Origin of the sequence: Pseudomonas sp. MM227, from assembly GCF_947090715.1 — a bacterium.
GTDB classification, from domain to species: domain Bacteria; phylum Pseudomonadota; class Gammaproteobacteria; order Pseudomonadales; family Pseudomonadaceae; genus Aquipseudomonas; species Aquipseudomonas baltica.
Map to the genome: position 1 here is coordinate 3,608,704 of NZ_OX352319.1, position 16,818 is coordinate 3,625,521.

The 16,818-nt window shown below is 63.6% G+C and carries 17 protein-coding genes; 7 read left to right on the top strand and 10 right to left on the bottom strand.

Annotated features, from left to right (window positions below; translation table 11 throughout):
* Positions 1 to 102: 102 nt before the first annotated feature.
* Positions 103 to 885: a class I SAM-dependent methyltransferase gene (locus ONG87_RS16385; RefSeq protein ID WP_240998651.1), complete on the bottom strand. Its 783-nt coding sequence runs from the start codon at positions 883 to 885 to the stop codon at positions 103 to 105.
* Between the two features lie 95 nt (positions 886 to 980).
* On the opposite strand from ONG87_RS16385, the gene ONG87_RS16390 reads away from it, so the two are divergent.
* Positions 981 to 1,595, top strand: a complete 615-nt coding sequence (locus tag ONG87_RS16390) for an energy transducer TonB (protein WP_192054585.1) — start codon at positions 981 to 983, stop codon at positions 1,593 to 1,595.
* A gap of 418 nt (positions 1,596 to 2,013) precedes the next feature.
* Here ONG87_RS16390 and ONG87_RS16395 read toward each other — a convergent pair whose 3' ends face one another.
* The 6 genes from ONG87_RS16395 to ppc all read right to left on the bottom strand — a co-directional run bounded on the left by ONG87_RS16395 (position 2,014) and on the right by ppc (position 8,423).
* Positions 2,014 to 2,703, bottom strand: a complete 690-nt coding sequence (locus tag ONG87_RS16395; RefSeq protein WP_264381657.1) for an extensin family protein — start codon at positions 2,701 to 2,703, stop codon at positions 2,014 to 2,016.
* Between the two features lie 48 nt (positions 2,704 to 2,751).
* Positions 2,752 to 3,621: a DUF72 domain-containing protein gene (locus ONG87_RS16400; RefSeq protein WP_264382875.1), complete on the bottom strand. Its 870-nt coding sequence runs from the start codon at positions 3,619 to 3,621 to the stop codon at positions 2,752 to 2,754.
* Complete coding sequence (locus tag ONG87_RS16405; RefSeq protein ID WP_192058689.1) at positions 3,618 to 3,911, bottom strand: hypothetical protein; 294 nt, start codon at positions 3,909 to 3,911, stop codon at positions 3,618 to 3,620. Before ONG87_RS16405 ends, ONG87_RS16400 begins: the two co-directional genes overlap by 4 nt.
* 149 nt (positions 3,912 to 4,060) lie before the next feature.
* The gene (gene tsaB / locus ONG87_RS16410; protein ID WP_264381658.1) at positions 4,061 to 4,741 is read right to left on the bottom strand and encodes a tRNA (adenosine(37)-N6)-threonylcarbamoyltransferase complex dimerization subunit type 1 TsaB; all 681 of its coding nucleotides are present in this window, start codon (positions 4,739 to 4,741) and stop codon (positions 4,061 to 4,063) included.
* A 123-nt stretch (positions 4,742 to 4,864) separates the two neighbouring features.
* Complete coding sequence (gene adk, locus ONG87_RS16415; RefSeq protein ID WP_264381659.1) at positions 4,865 to 5,512, bottom strand: adenylate kinase; 648 nt, start codon at positions 5,510 to 5,512, stop codon at positions 4,865 to 4,867.
* Between the two features lie 265 nt (positions 5,513 to 5,777).
* On the bottom strand, positions 5,778 to 8,423 hold the full coding sequence (ppc, locus tag ONG87_RS16420) for a phosphoenolpyruvate carboxylase (protein WP_264381660.1): 2,646 nt from the start codon (positions 8,421 to 8,423) through the stop codon (positions 5,778 to 5,780).
* Positions 8,424 to 8,654: 231 nt separating this feature from the next.
* Here ppc and ONG87_RS16425 point away from each other — a divergent pair, with 231 nt between their 5' ends.
* The 6 genes from ONG87_RS16425 (at position 8,655) to ONG87_RS16450 (ending at position 13,468) form a co-directional block, all read left to right on the top strand.
* Positions 8,655 to 8,999: a pilin assembly protein gene (locus ONG87_RS16425; RefSeq protein ID WP_122475038.1), complete on the top strand. Its 345-nt coding sequence runs from the start codon at positions 8,655 to 8,657 to the stop codon at positions 8,997 to 8,999.
* A 240-nt stretch (positions 9,000 to 9,239) separates the two neighbouring features.
* Positions 9,240 to 9,644, top strand: coding sequence for a DUF4398 domain-containing protein (locus ONG87_RS16430; RefSeq protein WP_185795075.1), 405 nt, complete (start codon positions 9,240 to 9,242; stop codon positions 9,642 to 9,644).
* Between the two features lie 42 nt (positions 9,645 to 9,686).
* Entirely contained in the window at positions 9,687 to 10,499 is an 813-nt protein-coding gene (locus ONG87_RS16435) for an OmpA family protein (protein WP_122475042.1), read from the top strand.
* A gap of 159 nt (positions 10,500 to 10,658) precedes the next feature.
* Positions 10,659 to 11,984, top strand: coding sequence for a PAS domain-containing methyl-accepting chemotaxis protein (locus tag ONG87_RS16440; RefSeq protein ID WP_122475044.1), 1,326 nt, complete (start codon positions 10,659 to 10,661; stop codon positions 11,982 to 11,984).
* A 246-nt stretch (positions 11,985 to 12,230) separates the two neighbouring features.
* Positions 12,231 to 12,644 carry a DUF4398 domain-containing protein gene (locus ONG87_RS16445; protein WP_122475046.1) on the top strand — a complete coding sequence of 138 codons (414 nt, stop codon included), beginning with the start codon at positions 12,231 to 12,233 and terminating at the stop codon, positions 12,642 to 12,644.
* Between the two features lie 41 nt (positions 12,645 to 12,685).
* Positions 12,686 to 13,468 (top strand): OmpA family protein, encoded by a 783-nt coding sequence (locus ONG87_RS16450; protein ID WP_122475048.1) that lies wholly within the window; start codon positions 12,686 to 12,688, stop codon positions 13,466 to 13,468.
* Between the two features lie 48 nt (positions 13,469 to 13,516).
* Here the strand turns inward: ONG87_RS16450 and ONG87_RS16455 are convergent, their stop codons facing one another.
* From ONG87_RS16455 to ONG87_RS16465, 3 genes are all read right to left on the bottom strand, one after another.
* On the bottom strand, positions 13,517 to 14,425 hold the full coding sequence (locus ONG87_RS16455; protein ID WP_264381661.1) for an alpha/beta hydrolase: 909 nt from the start codon (positions 14,423 to 14,425) through the stop codon (positions 13,517 to 13,519).
* A 149-nt stretch (positions 14,426 to 14,574) separates the two neighbouring features.
* The gene (locus ONG87_RS16460; RefSeq protein WP_122475052.1) at positions 14,575 to 15,852 is read right to left on the bottom strand and encodes a flavohemoglobin expression-modulating QEGLA motif protein; all 1,278 of its coding nucleotides are present in this window, start codon (positions 15,850 to 15,852) and stop codon (positions 14,575 to 14,577) included.
* A gap of 58 nt (positions 15,853 to 15,910) precedes the next feature.
* Entirely contained in the window at positions 15,911 to 16,621 is a 711-nt protein-coding gene (locus ONG87_RS16465) for a TetR/AcrR family transcriptional regulator (RefSeq protein WP_185795070.1), read from the bottom strand.
* Between the last annotated feature and the right edge of the window lie 197 nt (positions 16,622 to 16,818).

A 16,818-nucleotide genomic window follows, 5' to 3' on the forward strand; every position in this document is an offset into this window, starting at 1 on the left:
ATTTGAGCGCGCCGCGCTATAACCGGTTGGGAAAAAATCAGGACCGATCCTACGTACCCCCGGGCGCCGGGGTCGTTCTGGCCTACAACCTGCGTCCATTCATCACGTCGGCTTCAGCGCTTTCTTCGGATAGATATCGTAGCGGCTGGACTTGCCTTCCAGCGCATGGCTCGGTTTGCAGCCCTCAATGCACGGCGCCTTGCGCGGTCGTTTGACCACTACCCGGTGGCTGGCCAGGGCCAGGGCGGCGGCCAGCAGGGCCGGCGCGTCCATGTCATCGCCCACCAGCGGCCGGAACAGGCGCATTTCCTTCTTCACCAACGCACTTTTTTCGCGATGGGGAAACATCGGATCCAGGTAGATCACCTGGGGCGCTTCGCCCTGCCACTGCTGCATGACCTCGATCGAGTTGCCCTGAAGCAGATGCATGCGTGCAACGATGGCGCCTACCTCCAGGTCACCCTGGGCACGGGCCAGTCCGTCCTCGAGCAGCGCGGCGATGATCGGCTGACGCTCTACCAGGCTCATCTCGCAGCCCAGGCTGGCCAACACGAACGCGTCCTTGCCCAGGCCGGCCGTGGCATCCAGTACCCGCGGGCGCACGCCAGGCTGCACGCCAACGGCCTTGGCGATCATCTGACCGCTGCCACCGCCGTACAGTCGTCGGTGAGCGACGGCGCCCTCGACGAAATCCACACGCACGGGCCCCGGCGCGTCCGCGCCCAGTTGTTGCAACTGCAGGCCGGTTTCGCCGACCTGCAGCACGAAATCGGCGTCGGGCAACTGGCGAGGCAGATGCAGGCGTTGCGCCCATCGTTCGGCTTGCGGTTCGCAGGCGTCGTTCTGTGCCTGAACCTGGATGCGACCACCGGCTTGCTGCTCCACTGAAGATTCCTGTATCGAAAGGCTAAAAGATCGGCGCACGCCGCCGATAAGAACTTTGCCAGGCATTTTGCCAGAGCCCAAGCGTGCCGAGTGCCATGTCCGTCATCAATTCCACAGCGCCAGGTTACATTTCGCCTATCGGCGACTTCAGCCAGCACAACATCCAGACCCTGGGTGCTGCAAGTGCGCTGTGGCAGGACTTCTTTGCCCAGGCATTGACCGAGCACTGCGACGGACAGCTGCCAGGGCAGGCTCATGCAGCGGCAGACAATGCAGCGGCGGCCGAGCCCAGCGCCGGCAGCGAGATCCTGGCGCACATTCTTCTGCAGCGCCTGTGCGATGTTCGCGACACCGAAGTGAAGCCTCCCGAGCCGTTGTTTCTGCCAAAGGCCGAACTGGAGCTGACGTTGCTGGACAAACCCTCGGCGCCGCTGCCCGAGCAGGACGTGCTGGCCCAACAGGCGCAGTTGGCGTTCGACAGCCGCTGGGTTCGTCCGCTGGTGCTGAACCAGGGTGGCCAGAGCACGCAACCTGCCCCGGCGCCTCTGCCTCGGGCACTGCGCCTGCCGATTGCCGAGCTCGACTGGCAGTTGGCACAGACGCCGGTACCGCTGGCGCAGGAAACCATCAGTGAGCAATGCCATGCGTTGGATCTGGACCTGAGCTGGAGGCGCCCCGCCGTGTTGAACAACATCCGTCTGGCTGCCTGAGCGCCGATCGCATCCATCCAGATACCTCGCGCGCACCGCCGACGCGGCTCGCGCCGCTGCTACAGAGGTCCACACCGCCAGCCCTGTAGCAGCAGCGCAAGCCACGTCCGGCGTTCAGCCAACACAGGCCCTGTAGCAGCGGCGCAAGCCGCGTCCGGCGTTCAGCCAGCCCACGCCCTGTAGCAGCGGCGCAAGCCGCGTCCGGCGTTCAGCCAACCCAGGCCCTGTAGCAGCGGCGCAAGCCGCGTCCGGCGTTCAGCCAACACAGGCCCTGTAGCAGCGGCGCAAGCCGCGTCCGGCGTTCAGCCAACCCAGGCCCTGTAGCAGCGGCGCAAGCCGCGTCCGGCGTTCAGCCAACACAGGCCCTGTAGCAGCGGCGCAAGCCGCGTCCGGGTTCACCGCGGTGGCCGGAAATGAATCAGCGACACACGCTCCAGCGGCCCATGTCGAGATGAAAATGGTTGCGATGGGCAGCGTTGTACTCGGGGCCCAGCACGGTATTGAAATGCTTGCAGGCGCCGTCGCGTACCTGGCGCAGGAAGCGCGCGTTGGCGCTGTCGCCAGGCCAATCCTTGAGCACGTTGATACGACGTCCGTCGGCCAGACGAAACCCGGCAATGTCCAGCGCGTTGGCGCTGGCATGCTGGCTCAAACGTCCTTCACTACGACCGTAGACATTGCGGCAGGCAAAACTCCCCAGGTGATCAACCTGCGTTACCGCCTGGCCGAACGTCGCCTGCGCTGCCGGCTGCAGGGCCTGGCGCTCGAACATGGCGAACGCCACCACCACCGGACAGGTGGCGAGGAAACTGCTGCTCAACCTGACCTCGCTGCCCTGCACACGCAATACGTTTACCAACGGGCACTTAACATCCGCCGGGCTGTCGGCCTGAACGCTATAGCGCACGGTGGAAGTCGCCAGCGCCTGTACACACAGCTGTGGATCATTCTGTAACTTGCCGAGCTTGTAGCGGGTAAGGAAATTCACCGGTTCGGCGATATCCAGCGCAGCCCAGGGATTCCAACGAGCGGGCACTTCGATCCAGCCTCGCCACACGGCAACGGGCGCGGCCGCCAACAGCAACAGAATGATCAGCAATCTCGGCACACGGGCTCCTGTTTGGCGTAACTGGCCGAAGCCTCCGGGAAAACGCGATCAGAGCAGGCCGAGTTGCGCCGTCTGTGGCTCCCCGGGCAGTTCTTTTAAGGCTGGCAGACCTGGCAAACGTTCCATCAAACGCTCGTGGAAACGCCGGGCCAGGGCAGGCGCGAGCAGGTTGTCGGCGGTGTGCAGAAAAATGTAAGGGGTACGCCCTTCTTCGATCCAACCGGCAATCTTCTCCACCCAGGGGGTCAGAAAAGGCTCATTCGCCTGCAGCTGCGGGTGGCCGATGAAACGCACCTGCGGGCTGTGGCTGAACGCCGCTGGGCGGGGTGGCACCCGCGGCTTCTTGGACTGGGCATGGAGCACGGCGGGCGCGTCGGAAACACAACTGAACAGCGCACGCGGATCCAGACAGATACGTTCGACATTGCGTTCGCGCAGCAGATTGTTGAGCAGTCGTTCCTCGTCACCGCGAGCGAAGAATGCGCCGTGGCGTACCTCCACAGCGATGGGCCGCTGCAGGACGTCGATGAAGCCGATCAATTCCGGCAGCCGCCAGGGCGCGAACGATGCAGGCAGCTGCAACCACAAGGGCGCCACCCGATCGCCGAGCGGCGCGAGCAGCCGACAAAAATCCTCAGCCACTCCCAGTTGCTCGCGCAGATCGCCACCATGGCTGATGTCGCGCGGCAGTTTGGCCGTGAAGCGAAAATCGGACGGCATGCTTGCAGCCCAGCGTTCCACGGTATTGGGCGCCGGCCGTGCGTAGAACGTGGTGTTGCCTTCCACAGCGTTGAACTGCTGGGCATAGAGAGCCAGGAAATCCGGCGGACGCGCGTCTTGCGGATAGAAATCCCCGCGCCAGGCGTTTTCGCTCCACGACGGACAGCCGATGAAATAAGGCAGGCTGGGCACAGTCAGATATGCACATCCAGGCCCAGGACTTCATTGTCCCACTCGACGAAACCCTGGGTGCTCAGGTACATGCCCAGCGCGTCGGCCGCACGCCGGCTCATCGAGCGGGGGAAGATCATGTCCTGCTGGCGGGCCGGCACGCTGGTGCCACGCGCGCGGGAGCGCTGGGGCGTAGGTTGCGCAGGAACCTCGAACTCGCCTTCGATATCGTCGAGGGTTTCCTGCACCCGCGCCTTGTCCGCAAGCGGCTTGCGCTTGATTGGATAAGGCTGGGAGGAAACACCATCGATACGCATCAGATTCACTCGATCGTCGAAACAAGCCGCCACAATGTCCTGCAGTGACCCAGGTAACCACTAGACCACAAATTGCGGCAAAGTTTTATCTTCATGGCAGATTATGCCGATGAAATGCGCACTACAGGGTTGAACGCCGACGAAGCGTACTACAACGGCGACTTCTTCGGTGTGGCAACGTTGTCACGCAGATAGACCGGCTGGGCGCCATCGGCGGGCAAGCCTTCGCCACGCGCCCAGGCAAACCGTGCAAGCTCGAGCAGGTCTTGCGCATGAGGCAGCAGATCGGCGTCACGCCCCACGGTGGGCACGGCGATCCGCTCGGCATAGGTCCAGCCGGTGCCTGCGCCGAACCATTCGCCAGAGGCCTGGGCCGGCAGCAGGGCCCGTTCGGGAGCGAATACCCCCTCCTCACCCTGCAGGCGCATTTCTCCCGCGTGCTCCCGATAGCAACCCCAGTACACCTCGTCCATGCGCGCGTCGATCGCGGCCGCTACCTGGCCGACGCCATGCTCGCGCCAGGCGCGCTGGGCCAGCAGGGCCAGGTTGGACACTGGCAACACGGGACGATCCAGACCGAACGCCAGGCCCTGGACCACCCCCACCGCGATGCGCACCCCGGTGAACGCGCCCGGGCCGCGCCCGAAGGCGATCGCATCGACGGCCGTAAGCGCTACGCCCGCTTCGGCCAGCAAGGTCTTGATCATCGGCAGCAGCTTCTGCGCGTGAAGGCGCGGGATCACTTCATAGTGGCTCGACACCTTGCCATCGTGCAGCAAAGCAACGGAACAGGCTTCAGTGGCAGTGTCCAGGGCCAGCAGGGTGGTCATCGAAAGGGTCCAGGCAAGGGGGAATAGGCGATTATAGACAACTACGGCCCGCAAGCGGGCCGTTCATGGCAAGGCAGTGGCCGACACCCAGTGTGTGGGTGCCACGCGTCTGGATGCCAGCACTCAGCTCAGTGCGGCAAGCACCTTGGCGGTGATGTCGGCGACCGAACCGACGCCTTCGACGTGGCTGCACTTGGGCTTGCCATGGGCAGCCGCCAGTTCGTTGTAGAAGGCCACCAAGGGCTTGGTCTGCGAGTGGTAGACCGAGAGGCGATGACGCACGGTTTCCTCGGTGTCGTCCTTGCGCTGCACCAGCGCCTCACCGGTCACGTCATCCTTGCCCGCTTCGCGCGGTGGATTGTAGACAGTGTGATAGACCCGGCCCGATGCCTCGTGGACCCGACGGCCGGCGATACGCTGAACGATCTCTTCGTCGTCGACGGCGATTTCCAGAACGTGGTCGAGCTCCACACCATTGGTGACCAGCGCTTCGGCCTGCGGAATGGTGCGCGGGAAGCCATCGAAGAGGAAGCCGTTGGCACAGTCGGGCTGGGCAATGCGCTCCTTGACCAGGGCAATGATAAGGTCGTCGGACACCAGGCCACCGCTGTCCATGACGCTCTTGGCCATCACGCCCAGTTCGCTACCGGCCTTGACGGCAGCACGGAGCATGTCGCCCGTGGAAATTTGCGGGATACCGAATTTTTCGGTGATGAATTTTGCCTGAGTACCTTTACCGGCCCCGGGAGCTCCCAGCAGAATCACGCGCATCGATGTGCTCCTCTCGATTTTTATAGATAGTCGTCGAATCTGCTTCCGCCGCGCTGACGGCAGAAGCCCTTCCCAAGAAAAATGATGGCCGCAAGATGGCCAAAGGCTGATCAAGATACACAGCGGGCACGGGGCACACAAGCCACCGAAAGTCGCAGGCACCTGCCCCCGAGGACGGCATCCTGCAGGGGTTGTACCGGGTATCACCGCCAATCGGTTGCACCCGAGCTGACAGCTGCCCGGCTGCACCGATCGACCGCCCGTCTCAACCGGTATTGCGCAACCCGGCGGCGATGCCTGCCACGGTGACCAGCAGGGCCTGTTCCAGAGGGCTGTCCAGCGCCGCTTCGCGGGCGCGCGAGCGTTTCAGCAGTTCGGCCTGCAACTGATGCAACGGATCCAGGTAGGTGTTGCGCAGGCTGAAGAACTCCAGGGTCGTCGGGCTGTGCGCAAGCAGGTGAGTCTGCCCGGTCAGGCCCAGCACGGCCGCGCAACACTGCGACAATAGGTCGCGCAGTTGCGCGCCCAATGGCTGCAGCTCGGGTTCGACCAGCCGCACGTCATACAGCGCCGCAATCTCGGCATCGGCCTTGGCCAGCACCATCTCGAGCATGTCGATGCGCGTGCGGAAAAACGGCCACTGGGCGCGCATCGAAGCCAGTTGCGCAGCCTGGCCACGCGCCAGCGCTGCGCCCAGGGCCGCCTCCCAGCCCAGCCAGGCGGGCAGCATCAACCGCGTCTGGGTCCAGCCGAAGATCCACGGAATGGCGCGCAGGCTTTCGATGCCGCCCTGCCGGCGCTTGGCCGGACGGCTGCCCAGTGGCAAACGACCGAGCTCCTGTTCGGGCGTGGCCTGGCGGAAGTACTCGACGAAGTGCGGGTTCTCGCGCACCACCTGCCGATAGGCCTTGACGCCCTGCTCCGCCAACTCGTCCATCACGGTGCGCCAGGCAGGCTCGGGCAGCGGCGGCGGCAGCACGGTGGCTTCCAGCACGGCGGCGACATACAGGTTGAGATTTTGCTCGGCGATGTCCGGCAGGCCGAACTTGAAGCGGATCATTTCGCCCTGCTCGGTGGTGCGGAAGCGCCCCGCCACCGAGCCTGGTGGCTGCGACAGAATGGCCGCATGGGCCGGACCGCCGCCGCGGCCGACGGTGCCGCCGCGACCATGGAACAGCAACAGCTCGACGCCATGCGCCTGGCAAATGTTCACCAGGGTTTCCTGGGCCCGGTACTGCGCCCATGCGGCGGCGGTGGTCCCGGCATCCTTGGCCGAATCGGAGTAGCCGATCATCACCTCCTGCGGACCCTGCAGCGAGCGGCGGTAGTCGGGCAGCTGCAGCAGGCGCTCGAGCACCGGGCCGGCATTGTCGAGGTCGGCCAGGGTTTCGAACAGCGGCACCACGCGCATCGATCGACGCAGCCCGGACTCCTTGAGCAGAAGCTGCACCGCCAGCACGTCGGAGGCGGCGCCCGCCATGGAGATCACGTAGGAGCCCAGCGACGCAGCCGGCGCGGCCGCTACCTCGCGGCAGGTAGCCAGCACTTCGGCGGTGTCTTCGCTGGGTTCGAAGCAGGTCGGCAGCAACGGCCGGCGATTGGCGAGCTCGCGCACGAGGAATTCGACCCGCGCCTCTTCGTCCCAGTCGGCATAGCGACCCAACCCCAGGTACTCGGTGATCTCGCTCAACGCTGCGCGATGGCGGGTCGAATCCTGACGCACGTCGAGGCGCACCAGAAACAGGCCGAAGGTCACGGCGCGGCGCAGGCAGTCCAGCAGCGGTCCATCGGCGATCACGCCCATGCCGCAGGCGTGCAGTGAGTCGAAGCACAGCTGCAACGGCTCGATCAGCTCGCGATTGTCCTGCAGCACCTGGTCATCGCCGGGCTGATCGCCCGGCAGTGAGGCATGGGCCCAGTTGCGCGTGGCCCGCAGGCGTTCGCGCAGTTGCTTGAGCACGGCGCGATAGGGTTCGCGGCTGTCGGGCGCCTGGGCCATGAGCGGCGCACTGGCCTGCTGCATGGACAGATCGGCGGCCAGTTGATCGACATCGCGCAGAAACAGATCCGCCGCCATCCAGCGCGCCAGCAGCAGCACTTCGCGAGTAACCTTGGCTGTCACGTTCGGATTGCCGTCGCGGTCGCCGCCCATCCACGAAGCGAAGCGTATGGGTGCAGCGCCCAACGGCAGGCGTTGGCCGGTGGCGGCCTGCAATGCCGCGTCGACCTTGCGCAGGTGGTTGGGCACCGCTTGCCACAGCGAATTTTCGATGACCGCGAAGCCCCACTTGGCCTCATCCACAGGCGTGGGTCGGGTACGACGGATTTCCTCGGTGTGCCAGGCCTCGGCGATCAACCGCTGCAGGCGCTCGCGCACCGCGTTGCGCTCGGCGGTGGTGAGATCGCGGTGGTCATGCAAGGCCAACTGCGCAGCGATGGCGTCGTACTTTTGGATCAGCGTGCGGCGAGCCACTTCGGTGGGGTGCGCGGTCAACACCAGCTCGATATCCAGCGCCAGCAACTGCTGCGCCAAGGCTTCAGGGCTGTGCCCGGCGTTTTTCAACCGCCCCAGCAGCTCGCCCAGGGCAAGGTTTTCGAAAGGTTCGGGCTGGCCCTCGTCGCGACGGCGGATCAGTTGGTATTGCTCGCAGATATTGGCCAGGTTGAGGAATTGATTGAAGGCGCGGGCCACGGGCAGCAGCTCTTGCTCACCGAGGTCGTCCAGGCTGGAGCGCAGTTCGGCGCTGACCGCATCACCGGACGGATCAGCCCGACGGTCCGCCTTGGCGCCACGCCGTATGCGCTCGATCTTTTCCAGAAAGGCGTCGCCGTACTGCTCGCGGATGGTATTGCCCAGCAATTCACCCAGCAGGTGCACGTCTTCGCGCAGGCGCAGATCGATATCGGACATCGGCATTTTCTCCATTGCTTGGAAACGGTGTGCCCTTCCAGCCCGCGCGGCACGACCGGTGATTCGGTCGCCATGGCCACTGAACAAGCACGGGAAAAATGGCTCTACAAACTACTGGTACGCAACAACTACTGCCATGCAACGACGGCTGTACAGTAAAGAGTGCCCCAGCCGAGCCGAGGCTGACAAGCGTGCTGGACGGGGCGTGAACAACCTGGGCAAGAGGTATTTATGAAGATTCATGAACTGGCCGAGCATTGGGAACAGAACGCCAAGGGCCGACTGACCGACACGGGTATCAACATACATCTGGACATGGAGTCGGCCGCACGCCTGGCGGCCCTGACCCAGATGTACCCCAAGCATCACGCTCAGGAACTGCTGGGCGAACTGATCGGTGCGGCACTCGAAGAACTCGAAGGCAGCTTTCCCTACATCAAGGGGACCAAGGTCATCGCTACCGACGAAGAAGGCGACCCGATGTACGAAGACATCGGCGCGACGCCGCGTTTCCTGGCGCTGTCGCGTGAACACCTTGAACGCTTGAAACGCGATGCCGATGACACTCCAGACTGAACATGGACTATTAACTTTAAGAATATTCCTACACCCATAACGCGCCGGGTCAAATGGTCAGAAAAAAAACCAGACCATTACGTATAAAACTATGTAAATCAATAGGATAGTGTTCCACAGCGATTGTAGACTCGAAAAAAAGAGCCAGGTAATGGCCATCGATCCGTCCGCAGCGCATCCCAGCGACAGGCCCACTCCGGCGCGTCGCGGATAGCGGACGACGCAATCAATCGCTGTCCAATGGAGCACTATCGCGTGAATACATCCAGCGTAAGGTCGTCTTTCGGCCCTTTGAAAACAGCCCTTGTATGCCTTGCTGCCGGTGTCGTGCTGACAGGCTGTGCCAGCAACGCACCGGTCGAGCAATATGCGCTGAGCCGGTCGGCCGTCAATGCGGCGGTGAGCGCCGGTGGCACCGAGTTCGCCGCCATCGAAATGAAGTCCGCCCAGGACAAACTCAAGAACGCTGAAATCGCCCTGCACCGCAAGCACCACGATGAAGCCCGGCGCCTTGCCGAGCAGGCTGAGTGGGATGCCCGTGTGGCCGAGCGCAAGGCTCAGGCCGCCAAGGCTCGCCGCGCCGTCGACGATGCCCGCCAGGGCGTCCAGGACCTGCGCGAGGAAGGCCTGCGCGCTGCTTCTTGAGCCTGGCCTTCGCGTTCTTCTTTCAAGATTCAGGAAAATACCGTGAACAACACATTCAAGTTCCCCGCCCTGTCGGCGCTGTTCGTACTGCTGGCTGCCTGCTCCAAGACCCCCAACCCACAACTGGTGCAGGCCCAGGCCAACTTCGCCGGCCTGCAGGGCAACCCCAAGTCGGTACAGTTGGCCGCCCTGGAGACCAAGGACGCCGCCGACTGGCTGGAGCGCGCCGAAGCGGCCGCTCGCGCCAACGAGGCCGATGAGCACGTGGGTCATCTGGCCTACCTGAGCAATCAGCGTGTCGAAGTTGCCAAGCACACCATCGAACTGCGCACGGCCGAGCACGCGATCCAGGGTGTCGCCGCGCTGCGTGCGCAGGCCCGCCTGGAAGCTCGCGATGCGCAGATCAAGAAACTGCAGGAAAGCCTCAATGCCAAGCAGCCCGCAGCCGAAGTGATGGCCGTGGCACAGACCGAGCGCGGCAGCCTGGTGACCTTCGGCGATGTGCTGTTCGAAGTGGGGCAAGCCGAGCTGCGCGCCAATGCCTACGACAACATAGGCCGCCTGGCGCAGTTCCTGCGCGACAACCCGGACCGCAAGGTCATCGTCGAAGGGCATACCGACAGCACGGGTTCGGCTTCCTTCAACCAGACCCTGTCACAGCGACGCGCCAATGCCGTCATGGTGCAGCTGGTGCGTACGGGCGTGGGTGCCGAACGTATCGTGGCTCAGGGGCTGGGTATGGCCTACCCGGTTGCCAGCAACGGCGACGCCTCGGGTCGGACACAGAATCGCCGGGTAGAGGTGACCATTTCCAACGACAACCAGCCGGTCAGGAGCCGCGCTTCGCTGCATTGATCCACGATGCCTCGAAAAGCCCGGCCTGCGCGCCGGGTTTTTCATGCCCGGGCGTTTCATCGCGACGAATGCGCGGTCGGTTCGCGAGCACCTTGGCCTTAAGTATGGTTCTGCGCGGTCGATAATCTAGGTGCCCTTCCCCTACCCGAGGCCTGCCACATGTTCTCTTTCAAACGCATGAAAAACGAAATGGCCGCCTTGCGTGAGGAAGTGGCAATGGTCAGGCAGATCCGTCAGGGCCTGGACGAAGAAACCATCCACCTGAGGCTCGACCCTCGCGGGTGCATTCTCGGCGTGAATGCCAACTTCGAGGAAGTGCTGCAATACCGCAATGACGAGCTGGCGGGCAAACCGCTGGAAAGCCTCGTTGCCGAACAGGTGCGCAGCGACCCGCACTATGCGCGGGTGCGGACCGCGATCCGGCAGGGCGAACATTTCTGTGGCGCCTGGCGGCTATTGCGCAAGGACGGCGGCGAAACCTGGCTGCGCGTCATCATGCACCCTGTACGCGCCACCGACGGCACGTTGCTCAAGTTCTCCTGCTACGCAAGCGACCTGACCAATACCATCGAAACCTCTCGCGCCCACGAGAACTTCATCCAGGCACTGTTGCGCTCTACTGCGGTGATCGAGTTCGACCTCAGCGGGCACGTGCTCACCGCCAACGACCTGTTTCTGCAGGCGATGGGCTATCGCCTGGAGCAGGTAAAGGGCAAGCACCACCGGCTGTTCTGCAGCAGCGACATCGCCGACTCCAGCGAGTACCAGGCGTTCTGGGATCGGCTGCGCCGGGGGGAGTTCGTTGCCCAGCGCTTCAAACGCATCGACAGCAAGGGCCGGGATGTGTGGCTCGAAGCGTCCTACAACCCGGTCCGCGATGGCAATGCCAAAGTCTACAAGGTGGTGAAGGTCGCTACCGTCATTACCGAGATGGTAGAGCGTGAAATAGCCATCGCCGAAGCCGCCACGGTGGCGTACGACACGTCGGTGCGCACGGATGAAACTGCACTGCGCGGGGCGCAAGTCGTGCGTGAGACGGTCGAAGTGATGAAAGATCTGGCTCATCACATGCAAAGCGCCGCCGAAGGCATCGAAGCGCTGGACGAGCAGAGCCAGGTCATTTCCAACATCATCAAGACGATCAGCGGAATCGCCGCGCAAACCAATCTGCTGGCGTTGAATGCCGCTATCGAAGCTGCGCGAGCCGGTGAACAGGGTCGCGGTTTTGCAGTCGTCGCCGATGAAGTCCGGCAGCTGGCATCGCGTACGACCCAAGCCACTGCAGAGATCGAGAGCGTGGTGCAGCAGAACCAGAAACTGGCCACCGGTGCAGTAGCCACCATCGGCGCCGGCAAACACAAAGCCGAGTCTGGCCTGCAACTGGCGAACCAGGCAGGCACGGTCATCACCGAAATTCAGGACGGTGCGAAGCGCGTGCTGGGCGCGGTCGAGAGCTTTGCTACCCAGCTGGGCGCCGAGTCCTAGTCGAGTTCCAGGCAGCTGTCGACACGGTATGCGGTCGACCTCCGTAGCACGGCCTTTTTCATGGCGCCAAACCCACGGCGTCAGAAAAAAACCACCCATTCGGACAAATTTCTGAACTATTCAAAATTCTCTTGTGTCCCAACGTTTAACCATTACAGCCAGCGGCGTCAGTGAGTCGCCGGGCTTGACCCAGGCGCGCGAAACGTTCGACTGTCATGGATTTTGATGTTTTTCAGGAGCTATCCAATGGAGTTGAAAGCCATGAATACCCGTACTGCCAAAACCTCGTCCAACCCTCTGCGCGGGCTGAAACTGGCTGCCCTGGCACTGGGTACCACCTTCGTCCTGGCTGGCTGCGCCGGCAAGCCACCGACCGAACAGTACGCTGTGACCGAGTCGGCCGTGAACAGCGCCGTTAGCGCTGGCGGTACCGAATACGCTGCCGTCGAAATGAAAGCGGCGCAGGACAAGTTCAAGCAGGCGGAAATCGCCATGCATGACAAGAACTACGAGAAAGCCAAGATGCTGGCCGAACAGGCCGAGTGGGACGCACGTCTGGCCGAGCGCAAGGCCCAGGCCGGCAAAGCCGCCAAGGCCCTGCAAGACTCCAAGCAGGGTGTACAGGACCTGCGTGACGAAGCCGGCCGCAGCGTTCAGTAAGCTGCCCATCGCGACTTGAACTCGAATAAAGGATGAAGATTATGCGTAAACAATTGATGGTTCCTGCTCTGTTGGCTCTCAGCGTTGGCCTGGCAGCTTGCTCCACTCCGCCGAACCCTAACCTGGAACAGGCGCGGACCAATTTCTCGTCCCTGCAGACCAACCCCAAGTCGGTACAACTGGCGGCCCTGGAAACCAAGGACGCGTCGGAGTGGCTGGACAAGGCTGACAAAGCCTTCCGCGACGACGCCGACGCGAAGAAAGTCGACCAACTGGCCTACCTGACCAACCAGCGCGTTGAAGTGGCCAAGCAGACCATCGCCCTGCGCAGCGCCGAGGAAAACCTCAAAGGCGCAGCTGCCCAGCGCGCCCAGGCTCGCCTGGATGCCCGCGACGCTCAGATCAAGAAGCTTCAGGAAAGCCTGAACGCCAAGCAGACTGACCGCGGCACCCTGGTGACCTTTGGTGACGTGCTGTTCGACCTGAACAAGGCCGAGCTGAAATCGTCCGCGTTCGTCAACGTGGCCAAGCTGGCCCAGTTCCTTCAGGAAAACCCTGATCGCAAGGTCATCGTCGAAGGCTACACCGACAGCACCGGTTCGGCTGCCTACAACCAGAGCCTGTCCGAGCGTCGCGCTACTTCGGTAATGGCCGCACTGGTCCGCGCTGGCGTCGAGCCTTCGCGCGTCGTCGCTCAGGGCTATGGCAAGGAATACCCAGTTGCCGACAACACCAGCAACTCGGGCCGCGCCCAGAACCGTCGCGTGGAAGTGACCATTTCCAACGACAACCAGCCAGTGGCTCCACGCTCGTCGATGCGTTGATCCTCGCGCTGTAATCGAACGCCCCGGTGAGTGCTCACCGGGGCGTTTTCATTTGTCCGCAGCGGGCGCTGGGTAGTTGGGAATCTCGCCCAGACGGCGCAGGCCGTTGAAATGCTGCGGGTCGTCCAGGTAGCGCAGCATGACCTGGCGCCAGGTAGGGTCGGCGAACGTCTGCACGTGTCCCCCGCGGGTCAGCTGCAGGACTCGCGGCAGCGGTGCCTGCTGGTACAGCGCGATACCGTTGGCCAACGGCACGATAGAGTCGTCCATGCTCTGGAAGAGCAGCGCCGGTGTGCCCTCGAGCTGGGCGATGGAGCGGATCGCACTGTCGCTGTCGGGCACCAGCCAGGACAGCGGCACCTGCAGTGGCCAGGTCAGCCAGGATGTGCTCAGTGCGTACTGGCCAACGGCGCGGTAACTGGCAGGGACGCCATCGAGCACCAGCGCCTGCAGGCGCTGGCGTTGCCTGGGGTGTTCGGCCAGGTAGTGCACGGCCATGGCGCCGCCCAGGCTTTGCCCCAGCAAGACCAACGGCTTGGCCTGCACCTCAGGCTTGCTCGCCAGCCAGGCGAACGCGGCGTCGATGTCCTGGTAGATCGCCGGCAGGCTGGGCGACCCCCCGGACATCCCGTAGCCACGGTAGTCGAGCATCAGCACCTGATAGCCCTGCTCGGGCAACCACCAGCTGCCGCCCAGATGCCAGGCGAGGTTGCCGCCGTTGCCGTGCAGGTGCAGCACGGTGCCCTTGACCTCGACACCGGGCTTGGCAGGCAGCCACCAACCGTGCAATCGGGTACCGTCGGCGGCCGTGAGGTTGACGTCCTCGAAACCCAGCCCGGCTTTTTCCGGGGTGAACGGCAACCCCCGCTCGGGGTAGAACAATAATGAGCTGCAGCCAGTCAGTAGCGCGGTCAGTAGCAGCAGCGCTGGCAGGCGTCGCGACAGGCAGGCCTTCATGTGCAACGCCCGGACGCGGCTCGCGCCGCTGCTACAGGGGGGCGATGCAGCAATGTCGGCGAGCGTCGCGGCAGGCAGGCCTTCATGTGCAACGCCCGGACGCGGCTCGCGCCGCTGCTACAGGGGGGCGATGCAGCTGCGTCGGCAGGTCAGAGGATGTTCGAGTAGTCGGCTTCAATTCGGTCCAGGCTCAGGTGATTGAGGAAGTTCGAGAAGCACATCCAGGCGGACAGTGCGTTCATGTCACGGAACTGTTCGGGCAGGTACTTGGGCGGCGTCACCAGTCCTTCGTCGACCAACTGGCGCAACGTGCGCATGTCCTCCAGGGTGGTCTTGCCACAGAACAGCAGCGGCACCTGTTCCAGCTTGCCCTTGCGCACGGCCAGCTGAATGTAGTTGTAGACCATGATGAAGCCTTTGAGGTACGACAAATCCTTGGTGAACGGCAGCCCGGTCGGAGTCGAGCCGCGGAACACGCGGCTGGCGTTGCCGTAGGCCTCGGGCATCTCGAAGCCTTCTTCGCGAAAGAATTCGAACACCTGCAGGAAGTCGGCGCCCTCCTCGACCATGTGGATCGCGCGCGTGCGATTGGTCAGCTTGCGCAGGCGGCTGGGGTAGGAAGCGAAGGCGATCACTTCCATCAGGATCGCCAAGCCTTCCTGGGTCACCGTGGACGACGGCGGACCCTTGGACAGGAAGGTGCAGATCGGCTGGTTCTGGCCATTGAGGGTGGTGGCAACATGGACCAGGCCCTCGTGCACCTCGAGGGCGCGCACATCGCGCTCGTTGAACATGGCATCGCTGCGGATCTTGATGTAGTCCGCCCCTGCGGCAGCGTCGGCGACGATGCCATCGGATTCGAACACGCGGATGGTGCCCTCGGTTTCGCCGAACACACGGTTCAGGCGTCCTTGCAGCATGTTCACTGCATCCTTGGCGGTCAGGGTCTTGGCTTCGTCCTTGAGATCGCCACGCCCGGCAATGTTGTTCAGGTAATCGGAGAGCATCAGGCCGAGGTCGGCCAGGGTCGGATCGCCGGCATGAAACGCATCCGACGCGGCGCCGTACAGCTCCTGCGAGATCAGGCCGAAGTCCTCGGTGCCACGCGCCTCGAGCATGCGCACCACCATGCGGTACTCCTTGCACATGCGCCGCATGATCTGCCCGACCGGGTTGAACTGGCCGAGCTGACGGGTGATGTCGCGCTCGATGTTCTGGAATTCCAGTTTGACCGCACTGGAGTCGAAGCCCAGTGCGCGGTTCTGGTAATAGTCGCGGTCGACCGCAGGCATCTGCTTGCCGCCCGCCTGCAGAAAGCCGTGACGAATGGAGTCGTCCCATTTCACCGCATCAAGCACGCGGATCGGCGTCTGCGCGTGCACGATGCGGTCGGACAGGTCTCGAATCGTCTGCTGATACTCGTCCACCGTACTGCTCCTCGTTCTGGCTCGGCCCGCCGGCAGCGGACCTCTCACTGCATGGGGCTCAGCTCAGTACCCACTGCATGAAACGGGTAAGGATGCCGAGCATTTCACGGTCGGCATCGGCAGGGGCACTGGCCAGCAGACCCTGATATTCCATCCGGCCGATAATCGCCGTCAACACCTGTGCGTCCTGCGACGGTTCGCGCGAGCCAAGCACCTCGAGCATCTGCCGCCCGCCCTGCAGCAGAATGTCCTGATGCGCCAGCACCAGTTCGGCCAGGCGCGGGTTGAGCAACGCTTCCTGGCGGAAAGCCTGCTCGGCAATCAATTGGTCGCGACGGGTCTGCAGCTGATGCATGACGTAGTCGGCGGTCAGGCGGGCGATTTCGTCGGCCAGGGCAGCGCGGGCCTGGGGGCTGCCGTCGCCGCGGGCGATCAGGGCGCGCAGCAGCTCTTCGGTGTTGCTCCACAGCTTGGCCATGAACACGGCGCTGCGCTCGACGTACTGGGCGAAGGCATCGTTGAGCAGGTCATCGATGTCCTTGAAGTAGTAGGTAGTAGCCGACAACGGCACTCCGGCTTCGGTGGCCACAGCGCGATGGCGCACACCCCGCACCCCATCGCGCACGACGATGCGCATGGCTGCGTCGAGGATTTCCTGGCGGCGCAGTTCGCTGCCCTGTCGGCTGGCCTTGCGGCCTTGATACTGGACGTTGCGGGCGAGCGTCGAGGCAACGCTGGCGGCTCCCTGTCTGGGTGTGGCTGGGATCACTGCTCGTATCCTTTGAGTGAGTGGGAGTGGGTGCCGACGCGGCTTGCGCCGCTGCTACACGATAGCGTAATCGCCTGTAACGACGGCGTGAGATCGCAATCCCTGTAGCAGCGGCGCAAGCCGCGTCGGGGCCGGCAATGACACCGCTGATCTGCGCTCATAAAAAAGCCGCCCCATGGGGCGGCTGATCAACGACC

Coding starts and splice junctions, on each gene's coding strand:
- ONG87_RS16450 (WP_122475048.1), top strand. CDS start 12,686: ATGCGTAAACAATTGATGGTTCCTGCTCTGTTGGCTCTCAGCGTTGGC.
- ONG87_RS16390 (WP_192054585.1), top strand. CDS start 981: ATGTCCGTCATCAATTCCACAGCGCCAGGTTACATTTCGCCTATCGGC.
- ONG87_RS16405 (WP_192058689.1), bottom strand. CDS start 3,911: ATGCGTATCGATGGTGTTTCCTCCCAGCCTTATCCAATCAAGCGCAAG.
- ONG87_RS16430 (WP_185795075.1), top strand. CDS start 9,240: ATGGAGCACTATCGCGTGAATACATCCAGCGTAAGGTCGTCTTTCGGC.
- ONG87_RS16455 (WP_264381661.1), bottom strand. CDS start 14,425: ATGAAGGCCTGCCTGTCGCGACGCCTGCCAGCGCTGCTGCTACTGACC.
- ONG87_RS16440 (WP_122475044.1), top strand. CDS start 10,659: ATGTTCTCTTTCAAACGCATGAAAAACGAAATGGCCGCCTTGCGTGAG.
- tsaB (WP_264381658.1), bottom strand. CDS start 4,741: ATGACCACCCTGCTGGCCCTGGACACTGCCACTGAAGCCTGTTCCGTT.
- ppc (WP_264381660.1), bottom strand. CDS start 8,423: ATGTCCGATATCGATCTGCGCCTGCGCGAAGACGTGCACCTGCTGGGT.
- ONG87_RS16425 (WP_122475038.1), top strand. CDS start 8,655: ATGAAGATTCATGAACTGGCCGAGCATTGGGAACAGAACGCCAAGGGC.
- adk (WP_264381659.1), bottom strand. CDS start 5,512: ATGCGCGTGATTCTGCTGGGAGCTCCCGGGGCCGGTAAAGGTACTCAG.
- ONG87_RS16445 (WP_122475046.1), top strand. CDS start 12,231: ATGGAGTTGAAAGCCATGAATACCCGTACTGCCAAAACCTCGTCCAAC.